Origin of the sequence: Salinibacter grassmerensis, assembly GCF_947077765.1 — a bacterium.
In the GTDB taxonomy this organism is placed as follows: domain Bacteria; phylum Bacteroidota; class Rhodothermia; order Rhodothermales; family Salinibacteraceae; genus Salinibacter; species Salinibacter grassmerensis.
On sequence record NZ_CAMTTF010000005.1, the window covers coordinates 194,779 to 219,162 of the forward strand.

The following is a 24,384-nucleotide window of genomic DNA, read 5'->3' on the forward strand; positions in this document are numbered from 1 at the left end:
AAAACCTGCTAGGCTCAAGAAGACCGGGGCCCAGCGCATCGGGAATTTGGCGGGACCGGTCATCCCGAGGGACCTCCCCGCTCGTCCACACTTGGAGGAAGACGACCGCGTCCATCTCATCGAAACGGGGGACGTTCTCTTCGTCACGCCGATCCGTTGAGGCGGCATGGGGAGCTCCGGTGCTCGCGATAAGGGAGTCGCCGAGTCGGCTCGTGCCCGCCCGCGCGCCGCGTTGCGGCACGACACTACCGACCCTCCCTCACCAGCGTCTCCAGCGCATCGTCGAGCGCCCATTTGAGGACCACGCCGCTGTGCTCGTACCGGACGCGGCCTCGTTTGTCGATCAGGTACGTCCGTGGCACGGCCTCGCCCGGAAAGTGGCGCGCCGCGAGTGCGGGATTCGCGATCTGCGGAAAGTTGATGCCCTGTTCCTCCACGAAGGGACGCACCGCCGTCGCCCCGTCCCGGTCCACCGCAATCCCGACGAACTGCACGCCCTTATCCTCAAATTCGCGCTGCAGGTCCACGAAGCCGGGCATCTCCACGCGACACGGCGGGCACCAGGTGGCCCACACGTTCACCACCACGACCTCCCCCCGGTGGTCTTCGAGCCGAAAGCGATCGCCCGCCAGCGTCTCGGCTACCACCGTCGGGGCCGGGCGCCTCTCCGCGGCCAACTCAATGCTCGGCATGTACTGCTGATAGACGTAGATCCCCATCACCAGGAGCACGGGCCAGTGCCAGTAGGCTTTGACGTAGGTCCGGACGGTGCGCCACGGGGAGCGATCGCGGTTGGAGTCAGGCATGCGGACGGATCCGGGATCGGTCGGTGCGCGGGCGTCGAGGGAGGGGCGGAGGCGCAGCTACGACCGTTCTCGCAGGAGTGCCTCCAGCAAGGGGCGGATCCGGTCCTCGGTGGTCATGCCCGGAATGTGCTTGCGGATCTTTCCCTCGGGCCCGATCACGAACGTCATGGGCAGGCCCCGCACCCCGCCGTATTTCTCCGCGATCGAGCCGTCGCCCAGCCCAATCGGGTAGTTGATGTTCATCTTGTCGGCGAAGGCTCGCACCTCTTTGGGGCCGGCGCTCCGTTCGAGGGCCACGCCCACGAACTGGAGGCCCCGACCGCCAAGGTCCTCCTGTAGCGACACGAAGTCCGGAATCTCCCGCCGGCATGGCGGGCACCAGGTGGCCCAGAAGTTGAGCACCACCACGTCTCCGCGCTGATCGTCAAGGCGAAAAATCTCGCCATCCAGGGTGTTCAGCGAAAAATCGGGGGCGTCCTGTGCGGTGTCGCCCCCCGTCGTCTGGGCAGGCGAGGCGGGCTGTTCGGCCATCACGAGGGCTACGATTCCCCCGACGACGAGCAGACCCGCCGCGAACGAGCCCACCCAGTTGGGAAAAGAAAGAGAGCGCATGGGGATACGAGAGTCGTCTCCAAAGAATCGAACCGAGAACGAGCCGACCGGTCGGCCGGCGGACGACCCTCAGTCGCTAACTGAGGGCGGAGGAAGACGACTAAATCTGGAGGACGACCGGACGGAGGACCTCCAACGCTGGCGAGACGGGCGGCGGAGACGGGGGCCGCGGTGCATCGAGGAAGACGGACGGGGGCTCTGTGGACGCGGGGCCAATCACCCCGCCTCCCAACGGGCCGTCGAGCGAGAACATTGACCGCTCCGTCGACGCTGCACGAAGCATCGCCCCGGCGTCCGTCGCCGGACAGGACCACTGGGCACTCGGCACGGCGGTCGTCACGATGGGGACCGACGCCGCGTTGGTCGCTCTCTCACCCCCGCGGCACGGCGTGATGGACTGCACCAGGGGCCCCACGATCAGGAGGAGGCCGAGGGCAACGGCCCAGCGGCCCACAGTACTGGATGACCGAAGGCGATGCATGGCAACAGGGGCAGTTTATACGCAGCTTTGAAAGAACCTTTGCTCTACAGATCGAGTTCCTGGGTCGCCCTCGCCGCTCCCGTGAACTCCCCTCTACCTCGCCCGGTAGGACCGCCCTCGCGCCACACTACCAAGCCTCCCCCCTCGTTTCTATGCCGTCGTCCCCCTCGGTCCTTTCTCTCCGTTCGTCGGACCGTACGCCTCTCCTGTTCACCGTCAACATGGGGCTGGAGGACGTGGTCGTGGACGAATTTCGGGAGCGGGCCGCGGCCGCGGGCCTCGACGTGACCGACACCGACGACACCCCCTTTGGCCTGCAGAGCTACGCCTTGGTGGAGGTCGACGCGGCCCCCGACGACGCGCTCGACGTGGCCCGCCAGATGCGCTCGGTGCACCATGTGCTGGCGCCCCTCTACACGTTCACCCTCTCCACGAACGAGGAGGACGCCCTCCAAGCAATTCAGGACACGGTAAAGACGCTCGACGTGGAGGCCATGGAGACGGCGGACACCTTCCGCGCCTCTTCGGTGCGGCAGGGCGACCACGACTTCACGAGCGTCGACGTGCAGAGGTGGGCGGGTGGGGCCCTCGACGCCCGCTACGACGCGTCCGTCGACCTGGAGGACTACGACGTGGAGGTACGGGTGGACGTCCGTGAAGACCAGTGCCTCGTGAGCGTTCAGCACACCCGCGAGGCCCTGAGTCGCCGGCAGCTGGAGGGCTACCAGCCGCGGGCCGCTCTCAAGGCGAACGTGGCCTACGCCCTCCTCCGTCTCGCCCATCTCGACGCCCCCCCGGACACGCTGCTCGACCCCTTTTGCGGCTCCGCCACCATCCTGCTGGAGGCCGCGGACCTGTGGGGCGACACGCAGTGCTACGGCAACGACTGGAACGAGGAGGCGGTAACGGGCGCCCGCACAAACGTCGAAATGGCGGGCCTAAGCGACCGCATCACGATTCGGGAGGGCGACGCGTGGCAGCTCGAAGAGACGTTCGAGGACGTGACGGCGGACCTGATCGTCACCAATCCCCCCTTCGGCGTGCGCATGGCCAGTAGCATGGACTTTTACCCCTTTTACCGGCGCGTCCTCGGGCAAATGGCCGAAGTGCTGCGGCCCGGTGGCCTCGTGGTGATGCTGGTGCTGCGGCAGGGCCCCTTCAACACGGTCCTCGACGAGTCCGAGCAGTTCGCCAGTCGCCACGTGCGGGCCATCGAGATCGGTGGGCTCTACCCGTACGTCTTCGTGCTCGAACGCCTGTAAACCGGCTGCGCCCCACCGAGGCCGCGAGGCCCGCCACACCGAAATCCGCCGTGTCCGGCTCGTCTTTTTGAACCTTCCCCCCACCGGGCGTTCTCCGTAACCAACAATCATCCGCGTACTCAGCACCGGCCCTCCCCCATGCACCAACACGTCCACCCTTCGTCGCTTCTCGGTTCGTCCCACGGCCCGATGCCGCCCCGTTCCGCTAGCGCCTACACCGCTCTTCTGGCCGTCGGACTACTTCTCGCATTCGGCCTGACGGTCCCGCAGTCCTCGTCGGCACAGCCGGCCTCGCCCCCGGCGGTGGACGCCCTCCTCCAGAGCGATTCCAGCGCGATGATTCCGGTCGTCGACCGCTTCGCCGACGACCGCGCGGCCCTTCGCCGCCGCTACGACGCCGCGGGGCCGGAGCGCTGGGCCCGGATGCGGACGTTTTACAACCAGTGGCTCGACGAACTGGACGCCGTCCGCTTCGGTCGACTCGGCGTGGACGGACGCATCGACCACGTGCTTCTGCAAAACGAGATCCAGGGGGCCCTGCATCGACTGGATCGGACGGAGCGCCGCCATGCCGAGATGGAGCGGTACCTGCCCTTCGCCTCCACAATCACGTCCCTCTACTACCGGTGGCGGGCGGATCCCGCCCTCGACCCGCGCGCCGCGGCCGACACGCTGGCCGCCCTCCAAGACACAATCGAGGCAACGCAGGAGCGCCTCTCGGAGCAGTTCTCGCACACAGGATCCCCGACCACAGAATCTCCGAATACGGAGGCGGACCGGGTCGCGGCCCACCGGGCGGCCAAGGCCATTGGGGACCTCCGCGAGAATCTAGAGGCGTGGTACGCGTTTTACGACGGGTACCACCCGGACTTTACCTGGTGGGTGGAGGCGCCGTACGAGAAAGCCCAGAGCGACCTGGAGGCATACGCCCGGTTTCTCCGTCGGGAGATCGTGGGCGTCGAGGAGGGGCAGGACGCGCCCCTCATCGGAGACCCGATTGGGGCGGAGGCGCTCAAGGCGGACCTCCGGCACGCCATGATTCCGTACTCCCCCGAAGAGCTGATTGCCCTGGCCGAGCAGGAGCTTGACTGGGGCAGGCGGCAGATGCGGGCGGCCGCCCGGGAGATGGGCCACGGGAACGACTGGCGCGCGGCCCTCAAAGAGGTCAAGACCCGTCACGTGGAGCCCGGCCAGCAGCCGACGCTTGCGCGTGATCTGGCCGAGGAGGCCGTGTCTTTTCTTCGGGACCGGGATCTGGTGACGATTCCCCCGATGGCCGAGGAGGTCTGGCGCATGCAGATGCTCTCCCCAGAGATGCAGCGCATCGCGCCGTACTTTCTAGGAGGCGAGGTCGTCCGGGTGGCGTTTCCGGCCCAGGAGATGTCCCACGAGAACAAGCTCATGAGCATTCGGGGCAACAACCGGCACTTCTCTCGGGCGGTCGTCCACCACGAGCTCATCCCGGGCCACCACCTTCAGGGCTTCATGACGGATCGGTACAACGCCCACCGCGACCTGTTCTCCACGCCGTTCTGGGGCGAGGGGTGGGCCCTCTACTGGGAGATGCAGCTCTGGGACCTCGACTTTCCCCGGTCGCCGGAGGACCGGATTGGGATGCTGTTCTGGCGCAACCACCGGGCGGCGCGCATCATCTTCTCCCTCCGCTTTCACCTGGGGGAGATGTCCGGGCAGGAGGCCGTGGACTTCCTGGTGCGGGAGGTCGGGCACGAGCGGGCCAACGCGGAGGCGGAGGTGCGGCGCTCCATCATCGGCACGTATCCCCCGCTGTACCAGGCCGCCTACATGCTCGGCGGCCTCCAATTCCGGGCGCTCCACGACGAGCTCGTCGAGAACGGCGACCTCTCCAACCGCGAGTTCCACGACCGAATTCTGCGAGGCGGGCGCATGCCGGTCGAGATGGTGCGCGCCCGACTCCAGAGGCGACGCCTCCCGAAGGACTACGCGCCGCAGTGGCGCTTCGCCGGTGCCCCTCAGGCGGAGTAACAGGCCGCGGGCCCGCTTCGCGGGGGAGGCCCTCGGCGGCCCCCAAACAGAAAACCCCCCATCGGACCGACTGACCCGACGGGGCGCGTCTTGAACATAGGCCGAGGAGGGATCCTACAGGGCAAAGAGCAGCCCCCCAGTGATTCCAAGGCGGTCGAAGTCTCCAATCGTGACCTGTCCCTGGACGAAGGGCTGGAGCGTGCCGGTGTCAAACTCAACACCGCCAACCAGGTTAAGTCCCGTGTCGGTGCTGGAGGTGCCCCCAACCTCTGAACTCGTTATGCCGATTCCGGCACCCGCATAGGGTGAAAAGGTCTTCTCTGTGGGAAGCATGTAGTGCGCATTCAGATCGACGGTGTAAATCGACCGGTCAACCTCTTGGTTGCCCACCTGGGCATCATCCGCGAAGTAGAAGTCGACGGCCCCAGACAACTGTACCGGCGCATCCACATTTTGGGAGAGATCGTACCGGACATCGCCCCCAAGAGCGAATTCTTCGATGTCACCAACGTCGATGGTGACGCGGGGACCAATCTCAAAGCCGGAACTCGACTCCATCTGCGCCTGCGCATCTAGCGGACATGCGACGGCGAGGATGAGGGCAATAGTAACGAGAGATGCAAAGCGTTTCATGGTTGATCGGCTGCGGTTGTTAGCGGATTTAGAAAATACCAAGTATTTTATTTTCTTATACTGTTTTTTCGAAATACAGTCGTACAAAACGCCTTTTTATTTATTTTGATCCACCCTTTGCAATATATCCGAAATAAACCTAGCCTCCCTTGGTCTTTCCCGATGTAAATGAAGGACTGCAAACACAACCAAACGCATCGGCACTTCTCTCGACTTCCCTTCAGACGGGATACCGTCTCCTTCGTCCCTCGGCGGTTAACATTTCAACACCCGCGTTCGATAATTGCCGTGGACTGCATATCTCATTTGACGGAGCTTTGGAGGAGAATCTTCGACAACCGGTGATCAATCTGCTTTAGGGGTGGAGGGACCCACCGTATGGTATGCCCAAAAATGACCTTGTGGCGGTATAATGACTGTGTTTTTCAACTTCTTTCTGCCAGACGCTCTCCCTGAAAATTCTGACCAGCGACGGAAGGCGCGCCTGACGCTGTCGATCACGGTTCTCATCATCGGAGCCTGCCTCGCCTACACCGGGGCCCATTACCGATGGGAATTCTGGAGCGGAATCCCTGTGCTTTTGGGCTCAGCGGCCCTCCTGACGGGGGTCCCGATTGCCCTGCGGCAGGGCGCCTCCCCCTCCCTCATGGCGAAGGTGACCGCCGGAGTGATGCTGGGGCTCATCACGCTGCTCACGATTCGCTCCGGAGGAACCGCGTCCACGTCGGCCCCCTGGTTCATGGTCGCGCCATTGATCGGGCTCCTGCTCGCCGAGCAGTGGTTTGCCATTCTCCTCACGGTGGTGAGCATCGCGGAGCTGTCCATCATCTACGGCCTTGAGCTGGGTGGCTACGTCTTCCCGACGCCCATGTCCAATTCTATGGCCGACGAGTCGCTCTTTTTCTCCTACGTCGGCCTCATCACCGTCGTCCTCCTCATCGCACGCGTCTTCAAACAAGAACAGCGCCGCGCACTACAGAAGGCTGAGTCCGCCGTGCAGGACGCCAAGACGCAGAAGGAGGAGACCGAAAAGATGGCTGAACGGCTCAAGCAGCAAAAAAACTCCGTTGAGGAGCAGGTTGAGGAGGCCACCCGGGAGCTTCAGGAGCAAAAGGAGGCACTCGCCAGCCACACGAGCGAGATGCTCGACGCGATGAATCGGTTTGCCGACGGAGACCTCAGTGTCCGCGTCGACACGGACCGCGACGACGAGATTGGCGATCTCTTCGACGGGTTCAACCGGGCGGTCGAGAGCGTCCGGCGGACCCTCGTCTCCGTCCGCGATGCGGCCGAGGAGACCGCCCTGACGACCGAGGAGATCAGTGCCTCCTCCGAGCAGATGGCGACCGCTGCCGAGGAGCAGTCCGCCCAGGCCGAGGAGGTGGCCGCGGCCGTCGAGCAGATGAACCAGACGATTAGCGAGAACGCGCGCAGTGTCCAACGGGCCGCCGAGGCCACCCGGGACGCCGCCCAGCAGGCCGAGCGCAGTGGCAAGATCGTCGCGGAGGCGACGCAGCAGATCCGGCAGATCGCCGAGGTGGCCCAGGCCACAGCCGACACCATCGAGAGCGTGGGCGACTCGAGCGAGGAGATTATTCAGATCGTCGACACGATCGACGAGATCGCGGGGCAGACCAACCTCCTCGCCCTAAACGCGGCGATCGAGGCGGCGCGAGCGGGGGACGAGGCCGCCGGACAGACCGGACAGGGATTCGCTGTGGTCGCCGAGGAGGTCCGGGCGTTGGCGGAGGAAGCCGACGAGGCCACGACCGAAATCGAACAGATGGTTCAGGGGACGACCGGCGAGATCGAGGACGCAGTTGGCGCCGCCCGTCAGAGCAGCCAGCGGGCCCAGAAGGGCCTGGAGCTGGCCGGCGAGGTGGACAGCGCCCTGGACGATGTGGCCGCCGCCATCGACCGGGCCCAGCAAAAAGCCGACGAGATTGCGTCCGCCTCCGAAGAACAGTCCACCACCAGCAACGAGATCGCTCGGAGCGTACAGGCCATCTCGACGGCGGCCCGGGAGTCGGCGGCCGGCGTCACGCAGGTCTCTGATTCGGCGGAGGACCTGGAGGCAACCGTCCAGCACCTTCGGGAGAGCGTCGAAAAGTTTGAGCTTGAGCGGAGCGAGCACACGAGCCCGTCCGACCGCCCCGTCCAACCCCTTCACTCAACGGAGGAGCGGGCCGAGGCCTCCTCCCCCACGAGCCCACCTACTGACACGACACGCTCCGCGATGAACTCAACGAGCGATTAGGAAATCCCAGCGGGGAAAAGATGAAGCACGCGCGCAGCGAAGATATAGACGATAAGCAAGGATCGGCCGGCCCCGTCTCGCGTCCCCTAGCGTCTCGGACACGCCCCTATCTCGTTTTTGGCTCCCAGTCCCTCGCCCGTAGGGCGGCCCCAACTGGTCTTCTGGCGCAACCCGTGACGGAGAACACACCCATCGGCTGCGCGCCTCTAACCGGACTCTAATCCGTCTCTCACCGCCCTATAAGATCCCTTCGCTCGGGGAGGCGTGGACACGACTGACAGATCAACCGTCGACTCCTGTTCAGTCGTCGCCACTCCATGGACTGCCTGCCACAAAGCCCCCCCTGGGACTTCGGCCTTGCCCTCCTGCTGGGAGCGCTCGCCGTTTTGAGCGGGCCCGTCGTTCGCGTCGCACAGGCCCAGACGGACGGGGGCCGGGACACGCTCACGTTCGACCGCGCCACCCGTCTGCTCCTGGACCACAATCCGCAACTCCGCGCCGCCCGCGCTCGTGCTCGGACCCAGGGGAAAGGAGCCCGGGCCGCGGCCCTCTTTCCCAACCCGACCCTGGAGGGCTCCGGGGAGCATACCCCACTGCCCAACGGCGGGGCGGACGACGAGTGGTTCCTGACCCTTACCCAGCCCCTCAACTACCCGGGCGAGCAGCGCGCCCGGCGGCAGTCGGCCGACGCGGCCACACGGGCCGCCGAGGCACGACTCCAGGAGACGCGCACGTCCCTCTACAGAGACCTGCGCCATCGCTACCTCGCCGTCGTGACCGCGGATGCCCGTCGTCGCATCCTGCACCGGTACACCGATGCGGTACAACAGGCCGCCCGGGCCGCCACCGTGCGGTACGAGGAGGGCGACCTGAGCCCAATCCGGCGCACGCGGCTGAAGAGCGCCGAGGCGACCTCCGAGAACGACCTGGCGGAGGCAAGGCAGCAGCACCGGACCGCACAGCGGGAACTGGCTGCCATGCTCCGCCCCAACCAGGAGACACAGTCGGAGGGGCTCCCCTACGCAGTTGCGGACTCACTCTCATTCCGGGCGGTCACTGTGGACGCGCAGGCGGCCCTGTCGGTCGCCGAGGCCCAGCGAGATCGGCTCCAGGCCCAGCGTGCCCGGGTTGAGCGCGAACGACAGGCCCTCGAACGGACACGCTACCAGCGGTATCCAGACCTGACCCTCTCGGCGGGGCCGAAGCAGCTGTCGACCCCAGGCGGCACGACCCTCGGCTTCACGGCCGGTCTCCAGGTGGAGTTGCCCCTCTGGGACGGGGGCCGCACGGCCGTCGCGGCACAGGAAGGCCGACGCAGCCAGGCCGAGGCCACCCTCGACGCCACCCGACGTGCAGTCGAGGTGGACGTGCACAACGCCCTGGACCGCCTCGAGACCGCCCGCGGTCGCCTGCAGGCCACGGCGAACACCCTGGTTCGGGCGCCCGACGAGCAGCTCCAGAACGCGCTGTTCACCTACGAGCAGGGCGAGCTGACCCTCTTCGAGCTGCTGGACGCCATCGAGGCCGCCCGACGGACGGAGCTGCTCCGCGTGCGTCTCACCGCAAAATACCTGCGGGCACTTTACGACCTGGAAGCCGCCATGGGCGTGGGGCCGGCCGACGCCCCCATCGTCGTCGAAGGCGCCCTCTCTCCCCGCGCCCCCGACCTGTAGCGGATCGGCCTTTTCCCTGAACCGGCACACTCCTCGATTGGCCAACCGGACTCGTCTTTCAAAACGCTTCTCTCCCCATGCACCGCCGACGCCCCTTCCCGCTCGCTCTGGTTCTGGCTACTGCGCTTTTTCTCGCTGGCTGTGGAGAGGCCGACGCCCCCGCCTCCACGGCCGCGGCGGAGACCCCCATCGATCCGAACGTCATCACACTGACCGACGCTGAACTCGAAGAGGTCGGCGTCAAAACCGTAGAGGTCACGAAGCACCCGGTCACGACGACCCTCAAACTGCCGGCCCGGGTGCGCCCGGCCGCCGACCAGGAGGCCTTCGTGACCTCTCTCGTGGACGGACGGGTGGAGCAGCTCCGCGTGAGTCCCGGGACGCGGGTGGCACAGGGCGAGGTCATGGCCGACGTGGCCGCCCCGGACCTGAGTCAGATGGTGGCCACCCTCCGGCAGGCGCGCGACGAGCTCGACCGCCAGCGCCGCCTGGACGAGCGGGACGTGGCCGTCGAGAAGAACGTGCGGGCCGCCGAACGCAACTGGCAGTCCGCCCGGCAGCGCCTCCGCTCGATCGGGGTGCAGCCGGACCGCATCGAACGGGTCGCGACCGGCGCCCAGGACATGAGGACGCTTCCGCTGGAGGCGCCCCTCGACGGCATCGTGCTGAGCCGAATGAGCGTCCTCGGCGCCCCTGTGCAGCAGGGCGACAAGCTCTACCGCATTGCCGACCTCCAGCCGATCCGCGTGGTCGCCCGCGTGTTCGAGCGCAACCTCGCCCAGGTCCAGGCCGGCCAGACCGTCACGCTGTCCACGCCGATGGCCCCCGAGCAGACGTACCGCAGCACGATCGAGCAGGTGACCCCTCAGGTGGACGACAAGAGCCGAGCCGCCAGCGCCCGCGTGATGCTCGACAATGAGGACGGCGCACTCCGTCCCGGCATGTACGCCTCCGTCCAGGTCGAGCAGACGAGTGCGCCACAGGCCGCCCTCCCCGCCGACGTCCTACTGACCGACAACACCGGCGCCTACGTCCTCGTCCGCGATGGGCCGCGCCGGTTTCGCCGCGTCTACGTGGAGGGCGACGCCGAGAACGACGGGAATGTGGCCGTCTCGTCGCTTGAGGTCGGCACGGAGGTCGTCGCCCAGGGCGCCTACCAGATCGCGAGCGCCCTCAACCAATTGCGACAGTGATGGGTGACGAAGTGCTTTCAGAGTGCGCCCTGAACCCGTCGCGTTGATCGATGGATCTGTGCCCTAGACCGCGCACACAGAGACCGCCGCGCCCACGCCCGTTCAACATCCGCACCCCGCCCCTCGCCCCTGCCCGATGTTCGACCGCCTCGTTACCTCCGTCGTTAAGAATCGGATTCTGGTTCTGCTCTTCATGGCCGTGCTGGTCGGGTGGGGCATCTACAGCTGGCAGCAGGTGCCGGTCGATGCCTACCCGGAGCTCACGAACAACCAGGTGCAGATCCTCACGCCGGTGCCGGGCATGTCCCCCGTCGAGGTGGAAAAGCTGGTGTCCTACCCCATCGAGACGAGCATGACCAACCTTGAAGGCGTCAAGGACAACCGCTCTCTGAGCCAGTTTGGGCTGAGCGTCGTCACGCTCGTATTCGAGGAGGACATGGACCCGTACTTCGTCCGCCGCCTCGTCTCGCAGCGCCTCTCGAAGGTCAAAGAGGACCTCCCGGGGAAGGCCGAGCCGGGACTCGGGCCGCTGTCGACGGCCCTGGGGCAGGTGTACCAGTACACCCTGACCGACGAGCCGGGCGACGGGCGCTCCTACTCCGCCCAGGAGCTCCGCACGATGCAGGACTGGATCCTGGCGCCCGAGCTGCGCACGGTGGAGGGCGTCGTGGAGGCCAACGCGCTCGGCGGCTTCGTCAAGCAGTACCATGTGCGGTTCGACCCGGACCAGCTGGTGAACCACGACCTCTCGCTCGACGAGGCCTACGAGGCGCTGCGGGCAAGCAATCAGAATTCAGGGGGGAGCTACATTGTTCGCAACGACCAGCAGTACGTGGTGCGGGGCGTGGGGCGCCTCGGAGGCGGGGATGGGAATGTCGTCGAGGACATCGAGAACACTGTCATCACGAGCCGGGACGGGACGCCCATCCTGATGAGCGATGTGGGCGACGTGCAGGTGGACCACGCCGTGCGCTACGGCGCCGCCACGGCCGACGGCGAGGGCGAGACGGTCACCGGCATCGTGATGATGCGCCGCGGGGCCAACGCCCAGGAGGTGGTCAACAGCGTGGAGGCCAAGATGGAGGAGCTCAAGCAGGCCCTGCCCCCCGGCGTGGGCGTCGACGTGTACTACAACCGCAACGAGCTCACGAGCGCTGCGATTTCGACGGTCACGACGAGCCTGCTCATCGGAGGCCTGCTCGTGCTCCTCGTCCTCATCAGCTTCCTGGGCGACTGGCGCTCGGCCCTCATCGTGAGCCTCGTGCTGCCGATGACGGCCCTCGTCACGTTCATCCTGATGAACTACTTCGGGTTCAAGGCCAATCTGATGAGCCTCGGCGGCCTGGCCATCGGCCTCGGGATGTTCGTGGACGGGGCCATCGTGATGGTAGAGAACATCTACCGCCTCCGCGAGGCGAACCCGGACGCGTCGATCGGCCTCATCGTGGTGCGGGCCGGGCGGGAGGTGGCGCGTCCCATCGCCTTCTCCGTAGGCGTGGTCATCGCGGTCTTCCTCCCCCTCTTCACCCTGCAGCAGATGGAGGGGCGCATGTTTCGGCCCATGGCGTTCACCGTCTCCTTCGCCCTGATGGCCGCCCTGTTGCTGGCCCTCACGATGGCCCCCGCCCTGAGCTCATACCTGCTCGCGTCCGTAGGGGACTCAAGCGAGGACCCCGACGCGACCGACGAAGCACTCCAGGAAAACGGGGCGTCGCCCCGGCCCACGAACGGAGCCGCCGGGGCAGCAGGGGGATCGTCGACCCGGGTGGTCGCGGCCTTGCGCTCCGTGTACGAGCCCCTGCTCGACGCCGCACTCACCCACCGGTGGGCCACGGTAAGCACCGCCGTGGTCGTCGTGGGATTGGGCGCGGGCCTCTTCACGACGCTCGGGACCGAGTTTGCGCCGGACCTGGAGGAGGGCTCGGTGGCCATCCAGGTGGCCTTGGAGCCGGACGCCGCCCTCGAAACGTCGACGGAGGTGCAGACCAAGGTTGAGAGCGCCCTCATAAAGTTCCCGGAGGTAACCACGGCCGTGAGCAAGACCGGACGCCCGGCGGTCGCCTTCGACCCGATGGGTCAGAACCTGACCGACATGTTCGTCGGCCTCGCTCCCCGCGACACGTGGACCGTCGACTCGAAGGAGGCACTCGTAGATTCGATGCGGGCCCGCGTCAACCAGATCCCCGGCGCCAACTTTGCCTTCACGCAGCCCATTGCCCTGCGCCTCGACGAGATGGTGAGCGGGGCCAAAAGCGAGATTGCGCTCAAGATCTACGGCGACGACCTCGACGCGCTTCGCCGCCTGCAGTCGGAAGCCGCCGGCGCGGTGTCCGACATCGAGGGCGTAGCGGACGTACTTCCTGCCCAGATTGCCGGCTACGGCTACGTGGAGGTCGACATCGACCGCGATCGGGCCGCCCGCTACGGCCTCAGCGTGGGCACCATCCAGCGGGCCATCGACGTGGCCATTGGGGGCGAGCAGCTGAGCACCATTCGGGAGGGGGACCGGCGCTTTGCCCTCGTCGGGAAGTTTCAGGAATCCTCCCGCGGCTCCGTCGAGTCGATCCGTAACCTTCCGCTGACGACCACTGAGGGGGCTCGCGTCCGGCTGCAGGACGTAGCGTCCATCACGCTCACGGAAGCGCCCGCGGAGGTGTCGCGGGAGCAGGGCAAGCGGAAGGTCACGCTGGGCATCAACCTCAGCGGCCGCGACGCCGGCAGCTTCGTGGCGGAGGCGAAGGAGGCCTTTCGGAGCGAGGTGACCCTCCCTGCGGGGTACCTGGCGGAGTGGGGCGGCCAGTTCGAAAATCAGGAGCGGGCGCAGGACCGGCTCATGCTCATTCTGCCCATCACGCTCGCCATCGTGTTCGTGCTTCTGTTCATGACCTTCAACTCGCTAGGGCAGGCGGTGCTCGTCTTCCTCAACATTCCGGCGTCGGTGGTCGGGGGCGTCGTGCTGCTCTGGGCGATGGACCTCTACATGAGCGTGCCGGCGTCGGTTGGATTTATCGCTGTGCTGGGCATTGCCGTGCAGAACGGCGTGGTGATGGTGAGTTTCATCGACAACCTCCGGGAGCGGGGGCAGCCCCTGGCCCAGGCGGTGCGGCAGGGGGCACTCCTGCGGCTGCGGCCCATCCTCATGACGACGCTCACCACGCTGCTCGGCCTGCTGCCGTTGCTAGTGGCCACCGGCATCGGCGCGAACGTGCAGCGGCCCCTCGCGGCCGTGGTGGTCGGCGGCATCTTCACGCTCGTCCCCTCCACCCTTCTGCTGCTGCCCACCCTCTACGGCTGGTTCAACCCCGAGGCACAGTCCGAACGGGCGATCGTCCGGGAGGTGGAAACCGGGGATCAGGCCCAGATTCAGGGCAGCGTGGCCGCCTAGCCGTGCGCTCTTCGCCACTCTCTTTCCCCCACACAGCACTCCGCCATGAAGATGATCGTTGCCTACATTCGGCCCGTCAAGCAGGACGAGGTCGTCGATCGCCTGCGTCGGATGGAGGTCCCCGGCGCCAGCATGCATCCGGTCGATGGGTTCGGGCTGGAGGCCGACCCGAGCGGAGACGAGTCCTACGGGCCTCAGGTCACGCCCTACGCGGAGATGGTGCGGGTCGAAGTCGTCTGCTCGGACGGCCGGGCCGAGGACTGGACCCAGGCCATCGCGGAGGCGGCCCAGACCGGGCGGCGGGGCGACGGCAAGGTGTTCGTGCTACCGGTTACCAATGCCGTGGACATCCGAACCCTTCAGACTGGGGACACCGTCGTCTGATCTGTGCCCCGCTTCCCGCTCCGCGCTTACACCGTCATCCGTCCTCATCCCAATCATTTCCATGACCGCTGCACACCTCCACCTCGCCCTCAACCACATTCCCGTCCTCGGAACCCTTTTCGCCACCGCCCTACTCGCCTACGGGTTGTGGCACGACCACACGGGGTTTCAAAAGGGGGCGCTCGGGCTGCTCGCGGCGGTCGGAACGGTGGCCGTCGCGGTCTACCTGACGGGCGAGCCGGCGGAGGCACTCGTTGAAGGCCTGGCGGGGGTGTCCCACGAGGCCCTCGAAGCGCACGAGGCATGGGGCTGGTACGCCGCACTCACGAGCATCGGAACCGGGGTTCTCTCCCTTGGGGCACTGCTGTACCGATGGGCGGCCTCCTCGCTTCCCCGATGGATTGTTCGGGGCGTGTTTCTGCTGGCCCTCGCGGGCAGCGCACTCCTGGTCTACGCGGCGACCCTCGGCGGCAAGGTGCACCACCCCGAGCTCCGTGCTGGTCCAACGGCCGTGGAGACGACCGACGGCCCGGGGGCGGACATGGTCGAGGAGTGAGACTTCGTTCGGCCCTACCGCACGAGCGGATGAGGGGAATTCCACCACGCGAGAGTCCCCCTGACGTCCTCTAACGCCCTTTCCCCTCTCATGCAACCTTGCGCATTGCATTCATCTTCACCTCGATCACAAACGCACAGCGTCTTATGTCTAGCAAGGATTCGGACCGCGTATCCCGACGACAGTTTCTTCGCTCGCTTGGCCTGGCCGGGGCCATCGGGGCAAGTGGCACGCTCCTGTTGGCCTGTGGCGGTAGCTCCGACGGCTCCGGAGACGGAGCCGGCGCCGACGGCGAACCCGCGACCGCGTCGGCGGACTGCTCCGACCTGTCGAGCCTCTCGGACACCCAAAAACAACGGCGCAAGCAGCAGGTGAACGCCCTGAACTACGTGGAGGAGTCCCCCGAACCGAACAAGAACTGCGCGAACTGCCAGCTCTACCAGCAGGAGAAGTACGGCTCGGGCTATGGCGGATGCCAGCTCTTCCCCGGCCCCGTCGCGGGAGAGGGGTACTGCAGCTCCTGGGCCAAACAGAGCTAGGCCCGACGCCCTCTCGGTTGTCATTGCGGCGGGACGGTCCTTCTCCGCAGTCATTATGGGCTGTGGAAAGGGTCTACTGCTCTCCTGAACCGTCCACGGCACGGTCCTGCAGAATGACATTGCGGGGCTGGCGCACGGCTCGGCACGACCGAACCACGGGGCTCGTACGAATTGAGCACACTCAAGAGTCACACACTGCATGCCCCATCGATGAGTGACGCCCCCCATCTCCTGCTTGTCGAGGATGAGCCCGACGTGGCCTCGTTCGTGCAGCAGGGACTCGACGAAGAGGGGTACGAGGTCAGCTGGGTCGAGGCCGGCCGGCGTGGGCTCGACTACGCCCGGCAGGGCAGCATCGACCTCGTCCTGTTGGACATCCGTCTCCCCGACCTGTCCGGGCTGGAGGTGTGTGAGCGCCTGCGCCTGCACCGCCCCGAACTGCCGATCTTGATGCTCACTGCCCTCGACGCCGTGGAGGACCGGGTACGGGGCCTCCGGGCCGGGGCGGACGACTACCTTCCCAAGCCGTTCGCCTTCGACGAGCTTCTGGCGCGCATTGAGGCCCTCCTGCGCCGGATGGACCGGCCCTCGGAGTCGGGCCGGGTCGAGGACGGCCCGCTTGTACTCGACCCGGCGGCTCGCACCTGCACCTTCGACGGTGAGGAGGTCGACCTTACGCCCACCGAGTTCGACCTCTTGGCCTTCCTCATGGCCCGCAAAGGCCAGGCGTTGAGCCGCGACACGATTCACCAGGAGGTCTGGGGGCACGACTTTGATCGCGGGACAAACCTGATCGACGTGTACGTGAACTACCTCCGCCAGAAGCTCGACGAGGTCGGCTGCGAGGCCCCCATCGAAACCGTGCGGGGGATCGGCTACCGGTATACCTCTTGCTCAGCAGCGGATGCCTCCGCCGACGACCGCTCCTCATCCTCTTCCCCCGATCCCGCGAGCGCCTGATGACGGCCCTCTCCTCCCAGTCCAGTGCCCCTGACGCGTCATCGGCAGACGAGCGTCCGTCCTTCCGCCGGCGCCTGCTGATGCGGATCGGCCCCGCGGTCGTGCTTGCCCTCGCCGTCCTGGCCCTCATCGCCTGGGGCGGTGCCTACCTAACCATTCACCAGAACGCGACCAACGCGCTGGCGGCGGAGGTGAACGAGATGCGCGCCGACGTGGACGGACAGGACACACTCGATCTGTCCCGGTACGCGTGGGACGAGGCCCACCACCGCCTGGCGGTCGACCGGGTCGACCCCATCTTTGTGCAGGTATTCGCGCCGGACGGTCGCCTCGTGCGCCGGTCGGCCAACATCGACTCGCTTTCCGGGGCCCTTCCAGCCCGTCGTCGGCCGGTCCATGCGGACGGGATCTGGCCCTCGCTCCACACCTTCACGCTGGGCGACCGCTCTTTCTACTATCGGACCCGGCCCCTACAGGCATCCTCCGGCGAACGACTGGGCTTCGTTCAGGTCGCCCGTCTCGTGCCAGAGCACCGATCTCTGCTGTGGGGCTTCGGCGCGGCGCTGGGCGGCCTCTGGCTCCTGCTATCGGGCGGGCTGCTGGGCCTCGTGGCGTGGGCCGCCGGGCGCGTGCTCCGCCCGCTCCGCTCCATTACCGAGGTGGCCCAGTCGGTGACCTCCGCGGCGCTGGAGGAGCGGGTCGACATCCCGCCCACGGCCGACCGCGAGACCGCCACGCTGGGCCGCGCCTTCAACGCCCTGCTCGATCGCATCGAGGAGCACGTGGCGGCCCTGCGGGGGTTTACCGCCAACGCGGCCCACGAGCTGCAGACCCCCCTCACCGCACTTCAGGGCCACGTCGAGCTGGCCCTGCGTCGCGAGCGCGACCCGGAGAGCTACCGCGAGACGCTCCGCCTCCTGGACCGCAAGCTCGGGGGGCTGGTGCGGACGCTCCGCGCCCTGCTGACGCTGACCCGCCTCGATCGGGCGGGAGACTTCGAGCGAAGCCCCGTGGACCTGTCCGCCCTCGCCGCCGACGAGGCGGACGCGGTGCAGCCCGCGGCCGACAAGAAAGGGCTCGATCTCGAGGTCGACGCCGAAGCGTCCGTCCGCGCCTCCGGTCAGCCGGCCCTACTCCGCAAGGCGGTCCGGAATCTCCTGGATAACGCCGTCAAGTACACCCGCGAGGGGGGCGTCCGCGTCGGCGTCAGAGAGACGGCAGACGGGCAGGCGCGCCTCACCTGCGTGGACACGGGGGTGGGCATGTCCGACGAGGAGTGCGCCACGGCGACGGAGCGCTTCTACCGGGGCGACGAGGCCGGCCGCATGGCCCAGGGGAGCGGGCTCGGCCTCTCGCTCATCCGTCGCACTGTGGAGGAGCACGGCGGCGAGTTGCAGTTCGACTCCGCTCCGGGGGAGGGCACTCGGGTCACCATCATTCTGCCATCCCCCTCTTCTTGCAGCCCCGCCCGCGAGCCCAAGTGCAAACAGGCCCCCAACGCCGCGTAGATCCCTACGTCCCAGCGACGAGACGTCTTCAACCGGCCCGGAAAATGCGCTTGCCCGGATGTCTTTGTGGCTCCGCTGCCCCTCGTGGAGCAGAATCCCGGTCCCTCACTAAGGGCCTCGCGGTCCACAGAAACAGCACTCGCGTAGACCCTTGCGGGACGATCCGTGCAGTCACGTTTGAGGGCCTAGTACCGCGACGTCGGAAGCGACACACCCCCACAGAGAAAACGCCCGGCACCCCCACCAGAGGGCCGGGCGTCGACGCTTCAAGGCGCCGTTGGAAGAAATGAAGTGCAGTGCGAGTCCCACCAGGAACCCGAATGCGTCTCGAAGACACGTGCGGAGGCTCAACTCTAACGTCGAACCCCTCCTTTTAATTTTTCTTCATCTCAGGACTGTTGGTCTCGGCATTTTGTTGACACTCCGGGGGCTAGGCCTCTTATGTTACAAACGTGTGATGCCTTTCACTAAAGCCTGTCCCGCCCAGATCGTTCTCCTTCGGACTCGTCTCGCTGTCTCCGTTGCCATCCCCCAATTCGGTCCAGAGCGCACGGGGGCAGGGCCGTGATTCGCGGATGCACGCCCGCCTTGCGTTCATTGTCCCGTCGGGTCCTCCCATCCACTTCTGAGGGAGGTGGACACTCCTCCTACATCTTCTAGGCCCCACACGGCGCACGCGATGCGGCACACACTGCTCGTAAACACTCTACTCGTTGGGGCCGTCATCGTGAGTACGATCGCGATGCGGTACAGCGCCGAGCGGGCCCGCATAAGTCCCGTTCTGGGCTACTTCGTCCTCGGTGTCGGGTTGCGGGCCGCCGCTCCCTATGAACTCGTGCCCCTCCTGACGGAGCAGCAGGTCTTTCCCTTCCTGGCCGATCTCGGGGTCATCGTCCTCCTGTTCCGGGTCGGATTGGAAGGCGACTTGGGGCACCTGCTCGACCAGTTGCCCGAGGCGAGCTGGATCGGGGTCGGCAACGTGCTGAGCAGCGGCGGGGTCGCCTTCGGCGCGGCGGTGTTCCTGATTGGCTGGCCCCTGCTCCCCAGCCTGTTCGTGGCAACGGCCCTGACCGCCACCAGCGTGGGGGTCAGCGTCGCGATTTGGGAGGAGGCCGGACGGCTGAACACCCCAGAGGGCTCGACGCTGGTGGACGTGGCCGAGCTCGACGACCTCACGGGCGTTCTGCTAATGGCTCTTCTGTTCGCGGCGGCTCCCCTGCTGCGCGAACCGGGCACCGGTGCACTGCTCTCCTCCCTCGGGGCGGTGTTGGGAACGATGGTCCTCAAGCTAATCCTCTTCGGGGGTACCTGCCTCCTCTTCGCCTGGTACGTAGAACGCCCCATGACGGCCTTGTTTGACCGGCTCCACGCCGGCAGGGGCACCATGCTGGTCATGCTGGGGGTCGGCATCATCGTAGCGGCCATTGCGGGACTGCTGGGATTCTCAACGGCCATCGGCGCGTTTTTCGCCGGTCTCATCTTCAGCCGGGACCCGCACACGACCGAGTACATGGACGCCTTTCGGCCTCTTCACGACCTTCTTGCGCCCTTTTTCTTTGTGGGCATCGGCCTGCACCTGACGCCCGAGGCCTTGGGGGCCGTTGGCGGCGCGACGGTCCTGCTTCTCGCCGCCGCCCTCCTCGGAAAAGTGGCGGGGGCGTACGTTCCCGCCCTGCCGTTTTTGGGCTCGTCCGGCGCCCTCGTGCTGGGCCTCAGCCTCGTGCCGCGTGCCGAGATCGCCCTGGTCATCATGCAGCGGGGCCTGGAGCTGGGGCGGTGGGCGGTTCCGCCGTCGATCTTTGCCCAGGTCGTGCTGATCTCGGCGGTGACGGTCCTGGTGACGCCCCTCGTGCTCCGCCCCCTGCTCACACCCCCGTCGATGGTCTCCGCCCCGGAGTCCTCCGGGTGAGCCTCGCTCACACCACCAGTACGCTCGACGACTGGTCTGCACCGACAGTCCCCCCGACCTCTTGTCCCCGACCTCGCGTGTCCCTCGATGCCCTCCGTGAGCGTAGGCGCACTCCTCGTCTTTGTCATCGTCCTCGTGGCGCTCATTCTATTCGTCACGGAGCCGGTGCCGATCGACGTCACGGCCCTCGGGATCATGGTCGCGCTCATGGTTCTGGGGCCCTGGACGGGCATCTCTCCGAGTGAGGGCGTATCGGGCTTCTCCAACGGGGCCACCGTCACCATCCTCGCGATGATGATCTTGAGCGAGGGCGTGCGCCGCACCGGGGCCATCCAGCGCATCCAGACGGCCGTCTCGGCGTACACCGGCGAGAATGTCCACAAGCAGCTCGGCGCAACGATTGGTCTCGTGGGGCCCCTCTCCGGGGTCATCAACAACACCGCGGCGGTCGCGATTCTTCTGCCCATGGTGAGCGACCTCGCCCACGAGAACAACACCTCGCCGTCCAAGCTGCTGTTGCCGCTCTCGTACGCCTCGATGGCCGGGGGGATGCTCACCCTCATCGGCACCTCCACGAATCTCTTGGCGAGCAGCATCTCGGGAGACCTTCTCGGCCGCCCCTTCTCGATGTTCGAGTTCACGCACCTCGGGCTCCTCGTCTTCGCCACGAGTGCCCTCTACCTGCTCACCCTGGGCTTCTGGCTGTCGCCGTCGCACGTCCGCCCGCGGAGCCAGCGGGAATCGACCGAGCAGGACGTGTTTCTCACGGAGATCATCGTGGCCGACGATGCCCCGTTCGTCGGACAGACCCTGAAAGAAGCGCTCGAGCACGTCGACGTCGAGGCGAACGTCACGCAGGTCGTCCGGGAGGGGGCCTATCGGCGGGCGCCGCCCCTCTCCATGACGATCCGGGGCGGGGATGTCTTCACGATCCGGTTGACGAAGGACGCCCTGCACGCCCTGTTCGACGTGGCGGGGATCGACCTCGTCCCCGACGAAGCGGCCGAGGCGGACTTGGAGACGCTCAGCCCCGACGAAACGCTTGTTGAGATCGTCGTTACCGCGGGCTCGGACCTGGTCGGGGAAACGATTGAGTCGGCGGGGCTGCAGGACCTGTACCGCGCCGCGGTCTTGGCCATTCGACGCGGGAGCGAAACGGCCCACGAACGGCTGGCCGACTTTCGGCTTCGTCCCGGCGATGTCCTCCTCATCGAGTCGAAGGCCGAGACGGTCGACCGGCTCGCGAACGATCCCAACATCATCGTGGCGGGGGAGCTCGACCTCCGTCGCTTTCGCACGTCGAAGATGGGGCTCGCGGTAGGCACCGTCATCGCCGTCGTGGGCCTGGCCGCTCTCGGCGTGCTGCCCATCATGGTGGCGGCCCTTGGGGGAGTCGTCGCGATGATCGCGACGGGGCATCGTCAAGCCGACCGAAGCGTACGGGGCCGTGCAGTGGGACGTGATTTTTCTGCTCGCCGGCGTCATTCCGCTCGGCAGAGCGCTGTCGGAAACCGGCGGGGCCACCCTGCTGGCTCAACTCGTCGTGTCGAGCGCCAAGGTGTTGCCCATGCCCCTCGTTCTGGGTGTGTTTTATCTTCTGGCGGCCCTCATGACCAACCTCATCAGCAACCAGGCGAGCGTGGTGCTGCTCCTTCCTGTGGCCGTGGAGACCGCCGCGCAGTTGGGCGCCAACCCGTTTGCGTTCGTGCTCGCGGTCACGTTCGCGGCCAGCACCGCGTTCATGACGCCCGTCGGCTACCAGACGAATCTCTTTGTGTACGGGCCGGGCGGGTACGAATTCAACGACTATGCCCGCGTGGGCGGCCCCCTCCAGCTTCTCCTGGCCGTCGTGACGACGATCGGCATTGTGGCCTTCTGGGGACTCTGAAGCCCTTCGTTGGCCGTTGGGGACATGCATCCAGCCGACTGGGGCTCCTCAGACTCGCTGTCGGGGCGGGATGCCTTCTCCCTCTTCCGAAGAACGGGAGGTGAAGGAGCAGTGCTCCTCGGGGGGGAGCGGGCTCGACTTCGGAAGCGGCCGTGCGGGCGGACGCGGCCAGTTCGGGCGGGCCTCCAGGAGACTGGTTTGCCAACAATGCCGTCTCGGTAGTCCGCGTTCGCTTAACATGCGTCCGCCGGCCGACGATAACCTTCTCAGATCCGCTTTTGTAACAAAGTTGTTTTCCCATGTGCTCGTTTGCTGACGGCGTCTCACAGGCCGAAGGGTCCGCGTCGACCTCGTCACCGCAGCGGTCCACCGACGGCCAGCCCTCTTCTCCCACCCGCCGCATGTTCGTTGCCTTTGGGGCGGCCATATTGACCGCCGGCGGCGGGGTAGCGGGGGCCTTCGCGGTGTCGTCGGTCTGGATCAGCGCACTCGTTCTCATCACGTGTGGACTGCTTGCGACTGGCATTGCGAGCCACGTCGCGTGGCGGGTGGGCCAGTCGATCCATCGCGTCCGTCATGCCGTAGAGGCCCATCAGGCGGGCGGTCGGGGCACGCCGCAGTCACCCCGCCCGGATGACTTTTTCGGGGACATCCCGGCCCGCCTCAGCACCGTAATCGACGAGGTGGAGCGCAGAAACGCGCACATGGAGGCCCTGGGTCAGATGATGACGCGTACGAGCACGGAGGCGGAGTTGCACGCGGCGTTTCGTACGTTCTTGGAGGAGGTGCGCGACGTGACGCGGGCCAAGTACGCGGCCCTCAGCATCTTCGACGAGGACGGCGAGATCCTGGAGTTCTTTACGCTGGGCCTCACGGACGAGCAGGAGGCGGCCATCGATCATCCCCCGGAAGGGAACGGCCTGCTCGGACACATTCCCGAGCAACAGGTGACGCTGCGGCTCGACGACATGACCACGCACAGCGAGTCGGTCGGCTTCCCGGAGGGGCACCCGCCTATGCAATCGCTACTGGCGGCGCCCATCACGTATCGGGGCCGGGCGCTCGGCAACCTCTACCTGTCGGACAAGGAGGAGGTCACGACCTTCGACGCGGCCGACGAGCGGTTCGTCGAGACGGCGGCGGAGGCGGCGGCCGTCCTCATCAACGAGCGGCAGTCGCGGCTGCGCAACGAGCGCACCCGACAGACCCTCCGCCGCGAAACGAGGGCCCTCGCCGACGTGCTCGGGCAACTGGCCGAGGGCGACCTGTCGGTCGACGTTCCGCAGGACAGCGACGACGAGGACCTGGCCCGGGTGTGGGCCCGACTGGACGAGACGGCGAGCAGCCTCCAGACCCTCATCGGACGCATTACTGGGGCGACCCAGGAGCTCTCGGCCACGTCCGCCCAACTGTCTAGCACGGCAGACGACATGTCGGCCGGGGCCGAAGAGCAGTCGACCCAGCTCGAGGACGTCGCCGCGGCGATGGAGGAAATGTCCCGGACCATCGGCGAGAACGCCGAGACAGTCGACCGCACGTCCAAGCGCGCCGAGGCGGCCCGGGCGGCGGCCCAGGAGAACGGCGACATTATTTACCGGGCCATCGAGAAGATGGAGCAGGTCGGCGAGGTCGTTGAGGGCTCCGCCGAGACGATCAACCAGCTGGGCGCGTCCAGCGAGGAGATTGGGGAGATCGTGGCGACGATCGACGACATTGCGGACCAGACGAACCTGCTCGCCCTCAACGCCGCCATCGAGGCCGCCCGGGCCGGGGAGCACGGAGACGGCTTCGCCGTGGTGGCCCAGGAGGTCCAGAGCCTCGCGGAGCGGACGGCCGAGGCCACCGAGCGCATCGAGCAGATGATCACGTCCGTCCAGCGGGAGACCGAGCAGGCCGTGGCCGCGATGGACGACGGCACTGAAGAGGCCCGGCAGGGCATCGAGCTGGCCAACGAGGCCGGCGCTGCGCTCGACGAGATGATCGAGGACATTCAGGCGGTGGCCGGCGACATCGACAACATTGCCGCCGCCACGGAGCAGCAGTCCGCCACGAGCGAGCGGGTCTCCCAGAACATCAACGAGATCTCGACGGTGACCTCGCAGACCGCCCGGGACGTGACGGAGGTCGCCCAGTCCGCCACCGACCTCAGCGACCTGGCCGGGCGGCTCGTCGACACGACCGATCAGTTCACTCTGGCGGCCCCGGACGCGAAGACCTCTTCGGGCTCCCCGTCCGCGGGCGACGGGGCCCAGCCCGTCCCGGCGACGTAGGATGATCCTCTGAATCAAGTCCGCACCGCAGGGCCGTCCCCAACAAAAACGCCGCCGCCCGACC

The 24,384-nt window shown here is 66.8% G+C and carries 17 protein-coding genes and 1 pseudogene; 14 read left to right on the top strand and 4 right to left on the bottom strand.

Annotation, left to right across the window (positions count from 1 at the left end; all coding sequences use genetic code 11):
• Nucleotides 1–245: 245 nt before the first annotated feature.
• From OJB03_RS12295 to OJB03_RS12305, 3 genes are all read right to left on the bottom strand, one after another.
• On the bottom strand, nucleotides 246–806 hold the full coding sequence (locus OJB03_RS12295; RefSeq protein ID WP_263787888.1) for a TlpA family protein disulfide reductase: 561 nt from the start codon (nucleotides 804–806) through the stop codon (nucleotides 246–248).
• Between the two features lie 57 nt (nucleotides 807–863).
• Nucleotides 864–1,418, bottom strand: coding sequence for a peroxiredoxin family protein (locus OJB03_RS12300; protein ID WP_263787890.1), 555 nt, complete (start codon nucleotides 1,416–1,418; stop codon nucleotides 864–866).
• Between the two features lie 100 nt (nucleotides 1,419–1,518).
• Nucleotides 1,519–1,899, bottom strand: coding sequence for a hypothetical protein (locus OJB03_RS12305; protein ID WP_263787892.1), 381 nt, complete (start codon nucleotides 1,897–1,899; stop codon nucleotides 1,519–1,521).
• 152 nt (nucleotides 1,900–2,051) lie between these two features.
• Here OJB03_RS12305 and OJB03_RS12310 point away from each other — a divergent pair, with 152 nt between their 5' ends.
• On the top strand, nucleotides 2,052–3,161 hold the full coding sequence (locus OJB03_RS12310; protein WP_263787894.1) for a methyltransferase domain-containing protein: 1,110 nt from the start codon (nucleotides 2,052–2,054) through the stop codon (nucleotides 3,159–3,161).
• Nucleotides 3,162–3,350: 189 nt separating this feature from the next.
• Entirely contained in the window at nucleotides 3,351–5,165 is a 1,815-nt protein-coding gene (locus OJB03_RS12315; RefSeq protein ID WP_263787896.1) for a DUF885 domain-containing protein, read from the top strand.
• 114 nt (nucleotides 5,166–5,279) lie between these two features.
• On the opposite strand, the gene OJB03_RS12320 is transcribed toward OJB03_RS12315, so the two are convergent.
• A complete protein-coding gene (locus OJB03_RS12320) occupies nucleotides 5,280–5,798 on the bottom strand; it encodes a porin family protein (RefSeq protein ID WP_263787898.1) in 519 nt (172 codons plus the stop codon).
• Between the two features lie 412 nt (nucleotides 5,799–6,210).
• On the opposite strand from OJB03_RS12320, the gene OJB03_RS12325 reads away from it, so the two are divergent.
• From OJB03_RS12325 to OJB03_RS12380, 12 genes and pseudogenes are all read left to right on the top strand, one after another.
• Nucleotides 6,211–8,055, top strand: a complete 1,845-nt coding sequence (locus OJB03_RS12325; RefSeq protein WP_263787899.1) for a methyl-accepting chemotaxis protein — start codon at nucleotides 6,211–6,213, stop codon at nucleotides 8,053–8,055.
• Nucleotides 8,056–8,372: 317 nt separating this feature from the next.
• Nucleotides 8,373–9,728: a TolC family protein gene (locus tag OJB03_RS12330; RefSeq protein WP_263787900.1), complete on the top strand. Its 1,356-nt coding sequence runs from the start codon at nucleotides 8,373–8,375 to the stop codon at nucleotides 9,726–9,728.
• A 77-nt stretch (nucleotides 9,729–9,805) separates the two neighbouring features.
• Nucleotides 9,806–10,921, top strand: a complete 1,116-nt coding sequence (locus tag OJB03_RS12335; RefSeq protein WP_263787901.1) for an efflux RND transporter periplasmic adaptor subunit — start codon at nucleotides 9,806–9,808, stop codon at nucleotides 10,919–10,921.
• A 136-nt stretch (nucleotides 10,922–11,057) separates the two neighbouring features.
• Nucleotides 11,058–14,306: an efflux RND transporter permease subunit gene (locus tag OJB03_RS12340; protein WP_263787902.1), complete on the top strand. Its 3,249-nt coding sequence runs from the start codon at nucleotides 11,058–11,060 to the stop codon at nucleotides 14,304–14,306.
• A 45-nt stretch (nucleotides 14,307–14,351) separates the two neighbouring features.
• The gene (locus tag OJB03_RS12345) at nucleotides 14,352–14,690 is read left to right on the top strand and encodes a P-II family nitrogen regulator (RefSeq protein ID WP_263787903.1); all 339 of its coding nucleotides are present in this window, start codon (nucleotides 14,352–14,354) and stop codon (nucleotides 14,688–14,690) included.
• Between the two features lie 61 nt (nucleotides 14,691–14,751).
• Entirely contained in the window at nucleotides 14,752–15,246 is a 495-nt protein-coding gene (locus OJB03_RS12350; RefSeq protein WP_263787904.1) for a hypothetical protein, read from the top strand.
• Nucleotides 15,247–15,392: 146 nt separating this feature from the next.
• The gene (locus OJB03_RS12355) at nucleotides 15,393–15,785 is read left to right on the top strand and encodes a high-potential iron-sulfur protein (RefSeq protein ID WP_263787905.1); all 393 of its coding nucleotides are present in this window, start codon (nucleotides 15,393–15,395) and stop codon (nucleotides 15,783–15,785) included.
• Between the two features lie 210 nt (nucleotides 15,786–15,995).
• On the top strand, nucleotides 15,996–16,745 hold the full coding sequence (locus OJB03_RS12360) for a response regulator transcription factor (protein WP_263787906.1): 750 nt from the start codon (nucleotides 15,996–15,998) through the stop codon (nucleotides 16,743–16,745).
• Nucleotides 16,745–18,253, top strand: coding sequence for a sensor histidine kinase (locus tag OJB03_RS12365; RefSeq protein WP_263787907.1), 1,509 nt, complete (start codon nucleotides 16,745–16,747; stop codon nucleotides 18,251–18,253). Before OJB03_RS12360 ends, OJB03_RS12365 begins: the two co-directional genes overlap by 1 nt.
• 634 nt (nucleotides 18,254–18,887) lie before the next feature.
• Nucleotides 18,888–20,162 (top strand): cation:proton antiporter, encoded by a 1,275-nt coding sequence (locus OJB03_RS12370; protein ID WP_263787908.1) that lies wholly within the window; start codon nucleotides 18,888–18,890, stop codon nucleotides 20,160–20,162.
• Between the two features lie 87 nt (nucleotides 20,163–20,249).
• Nucleotides 20,250–22,050 (top strand): annotated as a pseudogene (locus OJB03_RS12375) (SLC13 family permease).
• 299 nt (nucleotides 22,051–22,349) lie between these two features.
• Nucleotides 22,350–24,320 (top strand): methyl-accepting chemotaxis protein, encoded by a 1,971-nt coding sequence (locus OJB03_RS12380; protein WP_263787909.1) that lies wholly within the window; start codon nucleotides 22,350–22,352, stop codon nucleotides 24,318–24,320.
• The last annotated feature ends 64 nt before the right edge of the window (nucleotides 24,321–24,384 follow it).

What these genes read in the sequence shown, in the direction of transcription:
- OJB03_RS12330 (WP_263787900.1), top strand. Translation starts at nt 8,373, where the DNA reads ATGGACTGCCTGCCACAAAGCCCCCCCTGGGACTTCGGCCTTGCCCTC.
- OJB03_RS12360 (WP_263787906.1), top strand. Translation starts at nt 15,996, where the DNA reads ATGAGTGACGCCCCCCATCTCCTGCTTGTCGAGGATGAGCCCGACGTG.
- OJB03_RS12365 (WP_263787907.1), top strand. Translation starts at nt 16,745, where the DNA reads ATGACGGCCCTCTCCTCCCAGTCCAGTGCCCCTGACGCGTCATCGGCA.
- OJB03_RS12300 (WP_263787890.1), bottom strand. Translation starts at nt 1,418, where the DNA reads ATGCGCTCTCTTTCTTTTCCCAACTGGGTGGGCTCGTTCGCGGCGGGT.
- OJB03_RS12315 (WP_263787896.1), top strand. Translation starts at nt 3,351, where the DNA reads ATGCCGCCCCGTTCCGCTAGCGCCTACACCGCTCTTCTGGCCGTCGGA.
- OJB03_RS12310 (WP_263787894.1), top strand. Translation starts at nt 2,052, where the DNA reads ATGCCGTCGTCCCCCTCGGTCCTTTCTCTCCGTTCGTCGGACCGTACG.
- OJB03_RS12355 (WP_263787905.1), top strand. Translation starts at nt 15,393, where the DNA reads ATGTCTAGCAAGGATTCGGACCGCGTATCCCGACGACAGTTTCTTCGC.
- OJB03_RS12380 (WP_263787909.1), top strand. Translation starts at nt 22,350, where the DNA reads ATGTGCTCGTTTGCTGACGGCGTCTCACAGGCCGAAGGGTCCGCGTCG.
- OJB03_RS12340 (WP_263787902.1), top strand. Translation starts at nt 11,058, where the DNA reads ATGTTCGACCGCCTCGTTACCTCCGTCGTTAAGAATCGGATTCTGGTT.
- OJB03_RS12295 (WP_263787888.1), bottom strand. Translation starts at nt 806, where the DNA reads ATGCCTGACTCCAACCGCGATCGCTCCCCGTGGCGCACCGTCCGGACC.
- OJB03_RS12305 (WP_263787892.1), bottom strand. Translation starts at nt 1,899, where the DNA reads ATGCATCGCCTTCGGTCATCCAGTACTGTGGGCCGCTGGGCCGTTGCC.
- OJB03_RS12350 (WP_263787904.1), top strand. Translation starts at nt 14,752, where the DNA reads ATGACCGCTGCACACCTCCACCTCGCCCTCAACCACATTCCCGTCCTC.
- OJB03_RS12345 (WP_263787903.1), top strand. Translation starts at nt 14,352, where the DNA reads ATGAAGATGATCGTTGCCTACATTCGGCCCGTCAAGCAGGACGAGGTC.
- OJB03_RS12325 (WP_263787899.1), top strand. Translation starts at nt 6,211, where the DNA reads ATGACTGTGTTTTTCAACTTCTTTCTGCCAGACGCTCTCCCTGAAAAT.
- OJB03_RS12335 (WP_263787901.1), top strand. Translation starts at nt 9,806, where the DNA reads ATGCACCGCCGACGCCCCTTCCCGCTCGCTCTGGTTCTGGCTACTGCG.
- OJB03_RS12320 (WP_263787898.1), bottom strand. Translation starts at nt 5,798, where the DNA reads ATGAAACGCTTTGCATCTCTCGTTACTATTGCCCTCATCCTCGCCGTC.